Consider the following 13,968-nt stretch of genomic DNA (forward strand, 5'->3'; position numbering starts at 1 on the left):
CCTTCAGACGACTATTAATAAATGCTTGTATTGTCTTTTGAGATGTTTTCGAGAATTTCCTTCACGCGAGCGAGAAATTTACCACTAACAAATCCATCTAAAATTCTGTGATCAATTGATAAACAAATATTTACCATATCTCGTGCAGCAAACATTCCACCATTCATAATAACTGGACGTTTTACGATGGATTCAATTTGTAAAATTGCTGCCTGTGGATAGTTGATAATGCCCATTGATTGAACAGAACCAAATGAACCGGTGTTATTCACAGTAAATGTTCCACCCTGCATATCTTCAGGTTTTAGCTTACCATTTCTTACTTTTAAAGCTAACTCATGGATGTCTTTTGCAATCCCTTTAATCGATTTATCATCTGCATTATGAATGACTGGTACATATAACGCGTCTTCTGTAGCAACAGCAATCGAAAGATTGATATCCTTTTTCTGGATGATTTTATCGTTTTGCCATTGTGAATTCATCATCGGGAATTCCTTTAGAGCTTGGGATACAGCTTTTACAAAGAATGCAAAATATGTAAGACTATATCCTTCTTTCTTTTTAAATTCGTCTTTAATGGAATCGCGATAGCTAACTAAATCTGTCACATCTACTTCCATCATCAACCATGCATGTGGTATCTCTTGTACACTTGTCACCATGTTTTTAGCAATTGCTTTACGCACACCTGATACTGGTATTTCTATATCTCCAGAAGCAAGGGTAGTTGATGATTTTGGTGTGCTTAAGGTAGATACAGGTGCTACTTGTGGTTGTGATTCTTCTATTTTTTCTTCTGATTTTGCCACAGGCTGTGGAATGTTACCAGAATCAATTATTTTTTGAATATCTTTTCTTGTAATTCGACCTGATGCTCCACTACCTTTAACTTTTGTTAAATCAATTTGATGCTCTTGTGCTAATCGAACAACAGCTGGTGAGTATCTTGCTTTCATCGATTGATCTGATTCTGTTGCTTCCGGAACCGTTATTTCTTGGGGAGTATCTTTGGTCTTCGTTTCATTTGAGATTGTTTCTTCCACTTCAATCGTACAAACCACTTCGCCGACTGCAAGTGTATCCCCTACGTTCGCTATTAATTCTTTTATTGTTCCTGCGAAAGATGAGGGAAGCTCTGCTGTCACTTTATCTGTTTGTACTTCAGCCAAAGCGTCATATTTTTTTACATGGTCTCCAGGCTTAATCAACCAGTTTTCAATTGTACCTTCTGTAACACTTTCTCCTAGTTGTGGCATTGTGATGTTTTGAATCGCCATCTACTAAAGCCTCCTTTTTCTTGAATAAAGGATACTGAAAAAATACTTTTATTAATGATATATATCAACCACATTTTTCAGTATCCTTACCTAAAAATATGTGCTTTTATTAACTTGCTTAAAGTATGAAGCTAGGCCTTTAAGTCTTTTCAGCACTAAAATAACGCAAGTTCTCGCATTGCTTCTTCTACTTTTTCGGGGTTGATCATGAAGAATTTTTCCATTGTTGGTGCATATGGCATTGCTGGAATATCAGGTCCTGCAAGACGTTTAATTGGTGCGTCAAGGTCAAATAGTGCATGCTCTGCAATAATAGCAGCTACTTCACTCATAACGCTACCTTCTTTGTTATCTTCTGTTACGAGTAACACTTTGCCTGTTTTTTTCGCTGCTTCAATAATCGCTTCTTTATCGAGTGGATAGATCGTACGTAAATCTAAAATATGTGCTGATATGCCATCTTTTTCAAGGCGCTCAGCAGCTTGTAAAGCAAAATGAACGGCCAAACCATACGTAATAACTGTAATGTCTTCGCCTTCTCGTTTTACATCTGCTTTACCAATTTCAATAGTATAGTCTTCTTCAGGAACTTCACCTTTAATTAATCGGTAAGCTCTTTTATGTTCAAAGAATAATACTGGATCTTCATCGCGAATTGCTGCTTTTAACAACCCCTTTGCATCATATGGTGTGGAAGGAATGACAATTTTCAATCCAGGTTGATTTGCAAAGATTGATTCTACGGATTGTGAATGATAAAGAGCTCCGTGAACTCCACCACCAAATGGAGCACGAATCACCATCGGACAATTCCAATCGTTGTTTGAACGATAACGGATTCTAGATGCTTCAGATATGATTTGGTTAACAGCTGGCAAGATAAAATCTGCAAATTGAATTTCGGCAACCGGTCTTAAACCATACATGGCTGCGCCAATTCCTACACCTGCAATAGCTGATTCAGCAAGTGGTGTATCAATTACTCTCTCTTCTCCAAATTGCTCGTATAAACCTTGTGTAGCTTTGAATACACCACCTTTAAGACCAACATCTTCTCCAAGGACGAAGACACGTTCATCTCTTTCCATTTCCTCTTTCATGGCTAGTGTAATCGCATCAATATAAGATATAACAGCCATTTAGTGCACCTCCCCTTGTTCAGCATAGACATATTTTAGTGCATGCTCAGGTGCAGCATATGGAGCTTGCTCTGCATATTCAGTTGCTTCATCAATTTCTGACATTATTTCTTCTTGGAATTTGTTTTCTATTTCATCAGTTAAAATATTTAAATCTTTAAGATATGTTGAGAATCTGATTAATGGATCATTTGCTCTACCTTCAGCCAAATCCTCTTCTGTACGATATTGACGTTGGTCATCATCAGAAGAATGGGCTGTTAGTCGATAACAAACAGATTCAATTAAGCTAGGACCTTCTCCTGCTCTTGCACGGTCTGCTGCTTCTTTTACCACTTTGTATACTTCTATTGGATCATTTCCATCTACAGTTACGCCTGGCATACCATAGCCAATTGCACGGTCGGAAATATTTTCACATGCGATTTGTTTCTTTAAAGGAACGGAAATTGCATATTTGTTGTTTTCTACCATGATAATTACTGGAAGTTTATGAACACCGGCAAAGTTAGCTCCTTCATGGAAATCTCCCTGATTGGAAGAACCTTCACCTAGCGTAACAAATGTGACAAAGTCTTTCTTTTGCATTTTACCAGCAAGTGCCACGCCAACTGCATGTGGCACTTGTGTTGTAACTGGTGATGAACCTGTTAAGATTCGATTTTTCTTTTGTCCAAAATGTCCAGGCATTTGTCGACCGCCAGAGTTTGGATCTTCAGCCTTGGCAAAAGCAGATAACATTAATTCTTTAGTTGTCATACCAAAATGTAAAACAACGCCCATATCTCGATAATATGGTGCTACATAATCCTTTTCGCGATTTAACGCAAATGATGCTCCTACTTGTGCAGCCTCTTGACCTTGACAAGAAATGACAAAGTTAATTTTGCCTGCGCGATTTAAAAGCCACATTCTTTCATCTAATCGACGTGCTAAAAGCATCGTTCTATACATTTCAAGCACTACTTCATCTGAAATTCCTAATGGAGCGTGTCTATTTTCAGTCATTTTCATTTCTCTCCTTTACTGATGAATAGCCTTACCCTCTACTGCTAAAGCAGCTTCACCCATAGCTTCTGATAATGATGGATGTGGGTGTATATGTGAAGAAATTTCCCAAGGCGTTGCGTCAACCAACATGGCAAGACTTGCTTCTGATATCAACTCAGTTGCATGAGCACCAATTATATGAACGCCAACTAAATCATCAGTTTTTTGGTCCTTTATCATTTTGATAAACCCTTCAGTTTCACCAAAGACAAGTGCCTTACCAATCGCAGCAAAAGGAAACTTCCCTACTGCTAGATCAATTCCTTGTTCTTTTGCTTGTTTTTCAGTTAAGCCAATACTTGCGACTTCAGGTCTACCATATACACAACGTGCAATATTTTGAAGTTTAATGGCTTCTGTTTTTTCGGAAGCAATATGCTCGACCGCGTGAATTCCTTCATGTGAAGCAACATGTGCCAATTGTAAACCACCAATCACATCACCAATTGCATAGATATGTGATTCTTTTGTTTGATAATGCTCATTGACTTCGATAAACCCACGATTCAATTGAATATCTGTATTGTCTAGCCCAATATTTTCAACATTAGCCTTTCTTCCTACAGAAAGTAAAAGTATTTCTGCTGAAAAAGATTGAGATTCTCCATTTACTTCTGCAACCATTTTAACTTCGTCTTCTTCAACTTGAACTGAAGAAGGAATTAAATTGGCATTTGTTACAATCTTAATTCCTCTTTTTTTGAAGGACTGCGTCATTGCTTTTTGAATATCTTCATCTTCTGTAGGTAAAATTGCATTTGAATATTCAACAATCGTCACGTCTACTCCAAAATCATGAAGCATCGATGCCCATTCAATCCCAATAACACCGCCACCTACAATAACGATGGATTTTGGTAATTGCTCAAGTGTCATTAAATCATCAGAAGTTAAAATTCTTTTTCCATCAGGTGTCAAACCTTCTAAAGTTCTAGGTCTAGAGCCAGTTGCGATGATCACATTTTGTGGTATTAGCATTTCATTTTCTCGATCATCTGTAAATTCAACTGAAATTGTACCTGGAATCGGTGAAAAAATGGATGGTCCTAAAATTCTACCGTACCCTTCAAAAACATCTATCTTCCCCTTTTTCATTAACCCTTTAATTCCATTATGCAACTGATCAACTATTCCATTTTTTCTATTTTGAGCTTGGTTAAAGTTTAAAGTAATTGATTGAATATCAATACCAAATTCATGAGCTTGCTCTTTTGAAGTCCTATACACTTCCGCACTTCTAAGCAATGCTTTGCTTGGTATACAGCCTTTATGTAAACATGTACCACCTAGTTTACTTTGTTCAACTATTGCAGTTTTAAGTCCTAACTGTGAAGCTTTTATAGCAGCTACATACCCACCTGGGCCACCGCCTATTATGACAAGGTCATAATTCTTAGCCATAAGATTTCACTCCCGTTATATATTCCCTATACTATATTATCATGAATAATTTTATATTAAACGTGAAAGCTGTCATATTTATTCACAGAATGGAGAATAAAATTGACAGCCACACTCTTTATCACCTGGTACTAAATTATATCACAATTCCAATGAATGTCATCTAATTTATTCGCTGCACTTCACTATTGGGCACGAAGCCCCCCGCTTTCATAATTTCAGTTAAAGAAAGAAAATCTGCTATGTTTCAAGTGCTCTAATTCTTGCTTTATCTATTCGCTAAAATATGTTTCCCATTTTGTAAAAATGTACTTCTTGATTTCGATAATCGATCAATTCGTTCCTCAGCTAATCTATCTGCAGCTAAATCGGTTGGGATACCATCTCGTTTTGATATTTCTATGACTTTTTTTATGCTATCATAGATTCCTTCTACTCTTTTCATCGCACGTTCTTGATTATAGCCGTATAGTTCATCTGCTACATTTATAACGCCACCAGCATTAATAACATAATCAGGTGCATAAATGATGCCTTTTTCAAATAAAGTTTGACCATGAACAGAATCTTGAAGCTGATTATTCGCTGAACCTGCTATGACTTTTGCTTTTAATACCGGAATGGTTTGGTCATTAATAATTGCTCCTAGCGCACATGGTGAAAAAATATCAACATCTTGATGATAAATTTCATTTGGTTTGACAGCTATTGCATTAAACTCATCTACAACCCGCTTGATAGCGTTTTCATTGATATCTGTTACGATTAAATTCGCTCCTTCTTTATACAAATAGTCGCACAATTTATACGCTACGTTTCCAAGACCTTGCACAGCTACAGTTTTTCCTCTTAAATTATCACTACCAAACGCTTCTTTTGCAGCTGCCTTCATCCCAACATAAACGCCATACGCTGTGACAGGAGAAGGATTTCCTGATGACCCAAAAGCTGGAGAAATGCCTGTAACATAATTCGTTTCCTCATGGATTAAATCCATATCAGCAACTGTTGTACCCACATCTTCTGCAGTAATATAACGTCCATTTAAACCTTGTATAAATCTCCCTAAAGCCCTAAACATTTCTTCATTTTTATCTTTATAGGGATCTCCCATAATAACTGTTTTCCCACCACCAAGATTTAAGCCTGCTGCAGCATTTTTGTATGTCATACCTCTTGCCAAACGAAGTGCATCTTCAATTGCCTCTTCTTCAGTTGCATATGACCACATACGTGTGCCACCTAATGCAGGTCCTAGCGTTGTATCATGAATTGCAATAATTGCTTTTAATCCTGATGCTTGATCTTGGCAAATCACTAATTGTTCATAATTGTACTTTTCCATATACTTGAAGATTTCCAATTGTGAATCCCCCTTTGTAGTAGTGAAAATATTCCACTTTTCTAGATGCTCTTTTAAACACTCACTCTATTTAATGCAAAAAGTATGCCAAAATGTAAAAAGCTTATCAAAAATGGCTTTCATTGATGATAAGCTTTTTAAAACATGCAATTTTATGCACAACACGCAAGAAATTGCACGTCATTTTATGCAAGATTGTATTTTTCTAGTTTATAGTATAGATTTCTTATGGAGATATTAAGCAGTTTAGCTGCCTTTGTTTTATTATTTTTGCATTCCATTAATGTTTTTTCGATAATTGTTTTTTCATAAAGATTAAGTTTTTCTTCTAAAGTCCCATCTATTCCACTTTCACTAACCTCATTTTTTGAAGAGTCATTAGGAATTGAAGAAATATGCAAATACTTTTCATGTAGTTCTGTTTCATTTATCGGCATGAAAATCATTGCACGTCCAATAACATTTTCTAATTCTCTAACATTTCCTGGCCAATTATAATCCTGTAATCTTTGAATAACTGTGTTTGTGATGGATGTTATATTTCTCCCGTATTCTCGATTCAATTTTGTAAGTAACCGATTTACAAGTTGTGGGATATCTTCTTTACGATTTCTTAATGGCGGAATATAAATCGGCATTCTATTCAGACGATAATATAAATCTTCTCTGAATGTATGGTCACGTAATGCTTTTTCCATATTGATATTCGTAGCTGCTATAATACGTACATCTATCGGAATTGGCTTAGTGCCACCCACACGGACAATTTCATGTTCTTGCAGTACTCGGAGTAGTTTTGCTTGCGTACTTAGTGACAATTCACCAATCTCATCTAAAAAAATACTTCCATTGTTCGCTTCTTCAAATAATCCACGTTTCCCCCCTTTTTTTGCACCTGTAAATGCTCCATCCTCATAGCCAAATAATTCACTTTCGAGCAAGTTTTCAGCAATTGCTGCACAATTGACCCGGATAAATTTTTCGTAATGTCTGTTACTTTCGCTATGAATGGCATGTGCGAAGAGTTCCTTCCCCGTTCCTGACTCACCTCTAAGGAATACCGTTACAGGGGTATTTGCAGCTAATTTCGCTTGTTCAATTGCTAAAGTCATTTCACCAGAATCTCCAATAATATCATCAAATACATATTTTGATTCTAATGTGCGAATAATCGTTTTTGCTTGGTTTAGTTCATGGGCTAATGATCGAATTTCTGTCACATCATGTATGACACCAACACTTCCTCTTAGTTCGTCTTCTACAATGATTGGTGCCACATTGACTATAACCTCTCTTTTATGTGGTCCAATTCTCATATTCACTCCTCGAATCGGTTGTTTTGTATCGAGCACTTTTAAATGCATACTTTCCCCTTCAGAAATATCAATTGTTGCGGGCTTTCCAATTATTTCTTCTGGCTTTAGTCCTGTTATTCTTGTGTACGCAGGGTTTACAACGATTCCCCTTCCTTGCTCATCTACGACAGAAATCGCATCATCGCTCGATTGTATAATGGCTTCGAGCATCGTTTTAATCTCTTTTAAATCGGTTATTTCTTCAGCCAAAGCCACAACTTCAGAAATATCTTTAAAAATTGCAAGTGCTCCTATTTGCCTATTATTTTCATCTAACATTGGAATTTCTGAAGTAACAATTTTCTTCCCAGAATCGAGGACAAGTTCTTGATTCGTTTCTGCTATTCCTGTTTTAATAACTCTTTCTAAACCACTATTTCGAATAATGTTTTTAATATGTTGTCCAATTGCCTGATCAACAGGAACTTCTGTCATTTTTTGTGCACTTTGATTGAAGAAAGTAATAATTCCTTCAGAATTAACACTTATCATACCTTCTTCAATTGAGTTGAAAATAATTTGCTGGCTCCTTGATAATGTTTGTAGCTTTTGAATATAGTAATCTTTTTCTTTCAAAAGTTGAACGATAATTTCTGCAAATCCTCCTGGAATGAGAATTGTTTCTTTAGGTAGTGTTGCAAAAAGTTCTTCAAATACTTCCTTATCCCCTGTTACATCAATTACCATATCTATAGGGTTTTTCAAAAAATCATGCCAATCATGGCTAGTTACAATACCTGCTGTTTTAGCTTCAATTAGACCAGGTGCATCTTCCCTAACATCAATCACAGCAACTATTTGCCAATTTGGCGAATAACCTAGTAATTGTAGCAGGGCAGTTCCACCTTTTCCTGCACCAACAATCATAATACTGTGCAATTTTTTTCACTCCCTATCTTAAAAAAGTGCAGATTTTTTCAAAGTACTTTATTATTATCGTAAACCATGTTCCAACGCTTGACAATCCTAGGAATACAAGTGAGAATAAAATAGATTAGAGGAGTTGAACGGGCGAATGGGGCGTTTTATAGCTTTTGTTATTTTGGCAATTCCTGCAATAATGGCTGCTGTTGGAATTAAATTAATGCGTGATACATTTTTCGCAAAATTATTTGAACCAATACCCTATTTATGGCTACAGTTTGTGATTGGAATTGTGCTATTTCTATGCGGCTTCTTTTTCTTTGCAGGCTATTTACTAAATCGAGACCGTAAAAATGGACGCGTTGCAGCAAAATACACTAAGAAAAAATAGCAAAAAACGCAAGGGTTATATCCCTCGCGTTTTTTATTTGTCATCAAAGACGTGTCTTTCTTGCGCATTTCGAACAGATTGTGGATAGTCTGTAATCCAACCAATTACTGCATTATGAGGAGATTCTATATATTTTTCATTACCAGTTATATTGTAAAAACGGCAATTTCTCCCCTGACGCATGCATGCTTCTAAATAGTGTTCTTTATAGTATCGAGATTTATTGGCATGAATTGTATCAATATAAGGCAATTGGTCCAATTGGTCCCAATTTAAGAATTTTGTCGCAATCAACGCCGTTTCAATAGATGAGGTTACATTTTTTACTTTTTTAAGTAATTCTATATGAAATGAAGAAATATGTAGATCTCTAATACTTATACATTTTTTTACTACATATTTTAAAGCTTCATCGTTTTCGATAAAAGTTTCTTTCAGTTCGACATTTAAAGGAACAGGACGTTTGGCATGCCATTCTAAAAATTCATCAAATGTAAGAATTCTAGCACCTCTATATCTCCTTACGAACATTTTCCCAACTCTTAATTTTTTAATTTCATCGACCGTTAAATTTTGAACAAAAACTCTTTTTCCTGTTAATCGGTGAAGATTGAGATCATGTACAACAATTGGTACTTTGTCTTTCGTTAGTTGTAGATCAAGCTCCAATCCATCTGCTTGCATGTCAATTGCTAGTTCAAATGCTTCTAACGTATTTTCAATCGCATTTGCCGAAGCACCACGATGTGCAAAAACTAATGGTCTAGACATCTATTTCACCATTTCCTAATATTAATTTTCCAATAGACGAATGGGATAATTTAGGTTGTTTTTCTCTTATTTGAATAGAAGTTCCAGTAAACGCTTGTATCATATTATAAATTACCTCATCCCTTAAAGTTTTAATACGTAAACCAACTTCGTAAATTATCTATTATAGTATCATATGTATTTCAATCTGATTCGTTCTTTCCTATATTCAATAAAAGGGCTTATGTTTTGCTCGGAGGATTACAAAAGAACTTCACTTAAATTTCTTCAATTATGATCTTTTGAACGGAAAGATGCACAAAAAGAGCACACCTCCATTTGTTGAATTTTAAGCAAACTCAATAAATGGAAATGTGCTGAGACTAACTCACCTATCTTAAGTTATTTATAAGACTGAAAAGTAGTTTATTACTTAATTATTATGATTTATATATTATTCTAAACTACTTCAAACGCTTATATATTAAGGCTTTAACTCTATTTAAACCGCTACCATTTCAATACGAATCTTATCAGCAATCATAGCGATGAACTCAGAGTTAGTTGGTTTTGATTTTAAATGATGGACTGTGTAGCCAAACATTTTGGAAATAGATTCATAGTTTCCACGATTCCATGCAACTTCTATGGCATGGCGAATTGCGCGCTCAACACGTGAAGGCGTTGTATCGAATTTTTTCGCGATATCTGGGTATAACACCTTTGTAATCGAACCAAGCAGTTCCACATCAAGATAAACCATTTGTATTGCTTCACGAAGGTATGCGTACCCTTTAATATGAGCTGGTACACCAATTTCTTTAATAATAGCTGTAATCGTCGCATCTAATTGGCGTTGATCTAATTTTTGAGGTTTAGAACCTTGTAAAATGCTTACGCGTTTTGGTTTAGCTACTTTTTTACCTGCACATTGTAGAATTTTCGAAGCGATTCGATCGAATTCAAAAGGTTTTAACATAAAGTATGAAGCGCCTAATTCAACTGCTTGTTTCATTACGTCTTCTTGTCCAAATGCTGTTAACATAATGACTTGAATTTGATCGTATTGTGGGTTTTCATGCATTGTTTCAAGAACAGCAAGTCCATCAAGATGTGGCATGATAATATCCAACAAAAGAACATCTGGAATTTGTTCTTCCAGCATTTTCAAACACTGTTTACCATTTGTCGCAGTACAAATTACTTCAATTTCAGAATGAGCTGCAAGATATTCCTCCATCATTTTTACTAATTCACTATTATCATCCACGATTGCAACTTTTACTTTCTCCATCAAATTTCCTCCTTTGTGTGTTCCCTAAAATATCAATTCTTTCCCTTACTATAAAAATTGAACATTTTGATATAAAATGGTTAATTCGACAACTTTGAAGTATGCCCCTTCATTTTTCAGAAAAATGAGTATGTTGAGATAGATTTTTTCATATTTTCGACAATATTTATGTATAGTTCGTAGTTGTGGACTTTTTTCATTCTCATTGTACCAAAAAAACCAGCGAAAAAATATATTTTTCAGGTTTCTCTTTATAAAAAATCCACCCATTAAGGGTGGATTTAATCTTAAGCAGGTTGATTTTTGAGCATTTCTGTAATAGGTAATGCGGCTCCTTTTTCAGGACTTTCGATAAACATATGGGTTACTGCCCCTGCGAAGTGCCCGTTTTGAATAATTGGACTTCCACTCATTCCTTGTAAAATGCCGCCTGTTTTTTCTTTCAGTACTGGGTCGGTAATTTCAATTTGGAAACTTTTATCATTTACTTTTGTGATGGAAACATCAAACGATTCCACTTTTTTTCCCGAAATGGTCGTTAATAATTTTGCAGGGCCTTTTTTTATCTCGGTAGGTTGCATAACATCTATTGCTTCTGGCAAAGCTTTCTGCATAGGTTTTTGCCATTTACCAAAAATCCCATATACACTATTTGATACGATACTTCCGATTTGACCTTGACCACTTTCAACTGCTGATATTTTATAACCTGGTTCACCAGGGATGCTTTTCTTAATATGCTCAATTTTAGCATAAAAAATTGCTCCATCATTAAATTGTGGTGGTCTCTGTAAAATTTGATCGATAATTTGATGGCCCAAAGCACCGTATTGTTTGGTGTCTGGATCTAAGAAAGTTAACGTTCCAATTCCATCAGTTTCATCGCGAAGAAAGTTCATAACGGATGGCATTTCTTCTCTTTTTACTTTCACTTTTTTATCACTATTATCTCGATTTACAGTTAGGGTTATGGAGTCCTTTGATGAAGTTTTAATGATTTCGTGAATGTTTTCTAGTCTTTTTACGGATTTGTCATTCACAGCTTCAACTAAATCGCCTCTTTTTAACCAACTTCCATTTTGTAATAACACATCATTAGAAACTGTAATATCAGCTAATTGTAATTCAACACCTATAGAGTCACCCATTGGAATTACCTTTTTTGCAGCACTAGCAATAGTTGTCCAGGATCCAAAAACAACAAATAACATAAATAAGCTCAAGAGAGAGCGCTTCGCGTTTTTCATGTGTCACCTCCTTTTCTTTATGATGGCTACAATTTTAATTGTTATGAAAGGTAAATATTTGTCTAAACTTTTTATGTATAAAAAAACATCTTATAATGTATTATAAGATGTCCAAAAAATATTATTTATTGCATTATTTTCTTACGTTCATCTGCAATTTCAATTAATTCTTTTGCATGTTGCAATGTTACAGCTGTAACTTCCTCTCCGGACATAATCCGACTGATTTCATCAATGCGATCATCACCAAAAATTTCTGTTAAGGATGTGTAAGTTCGATTCGTATCTTCTTGTTTTTGTATATGATAATGATGATCTGCCATTGCTGCTACTTGTGGTAGATGCGAAATACATAAAACTTGTGAATGAATGGATATATTCGCAATCTTATCTGCTATTGCTTGTGCGACTCGCCCACTTACACCAGTATCTACTTCATCGAAAATAATCGATGTAATGCCATTTGTTGTAGAAAAAATTGTTTTTAAACCAAGCATAACACGTGAAAGTTCCCCACCAGATGCAATTTTCGTAAGTGGCTTTGGCGGTTCGCCAACATTCGTTGCAATATAAAATACGACTCGATCCATCCCATCCATATCATATTGATCAAGTGGAAGTGTTTCAAAATGAACACTGAATTCAGCTTTTTCCATATATAATTCGCGTAATTGTTGCATAATAGCTTTAGACAATCTATTGCCAACATTTTTTCGAATGGATGTCAATTCAGAGGCTGTTGCTTGAAGATTTTTCTTAAATTCAATTAACTGTTGTTCATTTTTTTGAATATTTTCATCCCTATTTAATAAGGATTCCAATTCTTCACCAATTTTTTCACGATATTCTAATATTTCTTGTAGAGAATGGCCGTATTTCCGTTTCATAGATTGAATCAATGCCAAACGATGTTCTACTTCATTTAATCGCTCTGGATCAAACTCTAAATCGTCTAATATATTCTTAATACCAAATGCAGCTTCCTGTAGATTATAAAAGGCATTCGATACAGCATCTGAATATTCTTTAAAACCTTCATCTACTGTAACTACGTCCTCTAATTCAGTCATTGCCTGTCCAATCCAATCAAGCCCTTTTGACTCACCTAAAATTGCTTCATGAGCTGTACTGGAGCTTTCATAGATTTTATTGAAGTTCATCAATCGACGACGTTCTTCCGACAAATCTTCTTCTTCATTTGGTCGGAATTTACAAGCGTCAATTTCCTTTATCTGAAATTGATAAAGATCAATTTTCTGAGCTACTTGCTGTTCGTTAACAGAAATAGCTGCGAGTTCTTTTTTTAAAAATTTATAGTCTTCATATTGTTTTAAATAACGTTCTTTAACAGGTTCGATTTCTTCTCCTGCAAATTGGTCTAGTAATGAAATATGGTGTTTATCATCCATTAATTCTTGACTTTCATGTTGTCCATGAATATCAATTAATGTTGCACCTATTTCACGAAGTAATGATAAAGGAACTAGTTTACCATTAACACGGCATACACTTTTACCACTGTCATTTAAATCACGGCGTAATATGATCATACCTTCTTCAATCTCTATACCTGCTTCTTCACATTTATTGTAAGCAGAATAATTGCTTGAATTCACTGTAAAAAGACCTTCTAATTCGGCTTTCTTCGCACCATGTCGAATAAATTCTTGAGATCCACGTCCACCAGCTAGTAATTGAACAGCATCAATTATGATTGATTTACCCGCTCCAGTTTCACCTGTTAATACTGTTAATCCTTCCTGGAAAGCTACAGTCAGATCTTCTATAATTGCGAAATTTTTGATTGATAGCTCTTTTAACAAGACTTTTTCAC

Annotated in this window: 11 protein-coding genes; 1 reads left to right on the forward strand and 10 read right to left on the reverse strand. The window is 35.3% G+C overall.

What is annotated here, in order from left to right; genetic code table 11:
• Nucleotides 1-14 precede the first annotated feature (14 nt).
• From ACWV26_RS12675 to ACWV26_RS12700, 6 genes are all read right to left on the reverse strand, one after another.
• A complete protein-coding gene (locus ACWV26_RS12675) occupies nucleotides 15-1,280 on the reverse strand; it encodes a dihydrolipoamide acetyltransferase family protein (protein ID WP_455895098.1) in 1,266 nt (421 codons plus the stop codon).
• 155 nt (nucleotides 1,281-1,435) lie between these two features.
• Nucleotides 1,436-2,419, reverse strand: coding sequence for an alpha-ketoacid dehydrogenase subunit beta (locus ACWV26_RS12680; protein WP_455895099.1), 984 nt, complete (start codon nucleotides 2,417-2,419; stop codon nucleotides 1,436-1,438).
• A complete protein-coding gene (locus ACWV26_RS12685; RefSeq protein ID WP_455895100.1) occupies nucleotides 2,420-3,427 on the reverse strand; it encodes a thiamine pyrophosphate-dependent dehydrogenase E1 component subunit alpha in 1,008 nt (335 codons plus the stop codon). It lies immediately after the preceding gene.
• Between the two features lie 15 nt (nucleotides 3,428-3,442).
• A complete protein-coding gene (gene lpdA / locus ACWV26_RS12690) occupies nucleotides 3,443-4,870 on the reverse strand; it encodes a dihydrolipoyl dehydrogenase (protein WP_455895101.1) in 1,428 nt (475 codons plus the stop codon).
• A 268-nt stretch (nucleotides 4,871-5,138) separates the two neighbouring features.
• Complete coding sequence (locus tag ACWV26_RS12695; protein ID WP_455895102.1) at nucleotides 5,139-6,233, reverse strand: Leu/Phe/Val dehydrogenase; 1,095 nt, start codon at nucleotides 6,231-6,233, stop codon at nucleotides 5,139-5,141.
• A 185-nt stretch (nucleotides 6,234-6,418) separates the two neighbouring features.
• The gene (locus ACWV26_RS12700) at nucleotides 6,419-8,467 is read right to left on the reverse strand and encodes a sigma 54-interacting transcriptional regulator (RefSeq protein ID WP_455895103.1); all 2,049 of its coding nucleotides are present in this window, start codon (nucleotides 8,465-8,467) and stop codon (nucleotides 6,419-6,421) included.
• Nucleotides 8,468-8,603: 136 nt separating this feature from the next.
• Between ACWV26_RS12700 and ACWV26_RS12705 the strand changes: the two genes are divergently transcribed.
• On the forward strand, nucleotides 8,604-8,843 hold the full coding sequence (locus ACWV26_RS12705; RefSeq protein WP_455895104.1) for a DUF2627 domain-containing protein: 240 nt from the start codon (nucleotides 8,604-8,606) through the stop codon (nucleotides 8,841-8,843).
• A 33-nt stretch (nucleotides 8,844-8,876) separates the two neighbouring features.
• Here the strand turns inward: ACWV26_RS12705 and ACWV26_RS12710 are convergent, their stop codons facing one another.
• The 4 genes from ACWV26_RS12710 to recN form a co-directional block, all read right to left on the reverse strand.
• Entirely contained in the window at nucleotides 8,877-9,614 is a 738-nt protein-coding gene (locus tag ACWV26_RS12710) for a glycerophosphodiester phosphodiesterase (RefSeq protein ID WP_455895105.1), read from the reverse strand.
• Between the two features lie 481 nt (nucleotides 9,615-10,095).
• Complete coding sequence (gene spo0A, locus ACWV26_RS12715) at nucleotides 10,096-10,887, reverse strand: sporulation transcription factor Spo0A (protein WP_455895106.1); 792 nt, start codon at nucleotides 10,885-10,887, stop codon at nucleotides 10,096-10,098.
• A 287-nt stretch (nucleotides 10,888-11,174) separates the two neighbouring features.
• The gene (locus ACWV26_RS12720) at nucleotides 11,175-12,134 is read right to left on the reverse strand and encodes a SpoIVB peptidase S55 domain-containing protein (protein WP_455895107.1); all 960 of its coding nucleotides are present in this window, start codon (nucleotides 12,132-12,134) and stop codon (nucleotides 11,175-11,177) included.
• Between the two features lie 125 nt (nucleotides 12,135-12,259).
• Nucleotides 12,260-13,957 carry a DNA repair protein RecN gene (recN, locus tag ACWV26_RS12725; protein WP_455895108.1) on the reverse strand — a complete coding sequence of 566 codons (1,698 nt, stop codon included), beginning with the start codon at nucleotides 13,955-13,957 and terminating at the stop codon, nucleotides 12,260-12,262.
• Between the last annotated feature and the right edge of the window lie 11 nt (nucleotides 13,958-13,968).

The sequence above is a fragment of the Rummeliibacillus sp. JY-2-4R genome, from assembly GCF_053847205.1.

Bases quoted from the DNA above. Each gene is read 5' to 3' on its own strand.
- ACWV26_RS12675 (WP_455895098.1), bottom strand. From the start codon at position 1,280: ATGGCGATTCAAAACATCACAATGCCACAACTAGGAGAAAGTGTTACA.
- ACWV26_RS12680 (WP_455895099.1), bottom strand. From the start codon at position 2,419: ATGGCTGTTATATCTTATATTGATGCGATTACACTAGCCATGAAAGAG.
- ACWV26_RS12685 (WP_455895100.1), bottom strand. From the start codon at position 3,427: ATGACTGAAAATAGACACGCTCCATTAGGAATTTCAGATGAAGTAGTG.
- lpdA (WP_455895101.1), bottom strand. From the start codon at position 4,870: ATGGCTAAGAATTATGACCTTGTCATAATAGGCGGTGGCCCAGGTGGG.
- ACWV26_RS12705 (WP_455895104.1), top strand. From the start codon at position 8,604: ATGGGGCGTTTTATAGCTTTTGTTATTTTGGCAATTCCTGCAATAATG.
- ACWV26_RS12710 (WP_455895105.1), bottom strand. From the start codon at position 9,614: ATGTCTAGACCATTAGTTTTTGCACATCGTGGTGCTTCGGCAAATGCG.
- spo0A (WP_455895106.1), bottom strand. From the start codon at position 10,887: ATGGAGAAAGTAAAAGTTGCAATCGTGGATGATAATAGTGAATTAGTA.
- ACWV26_RS12720 (WP_455895107.1), bottom strand. From the start codon at position 12,134: ATGAAAAACGCGAAGCGCTCTCTCTTGAGCTTATTTATGTTATTTGTT.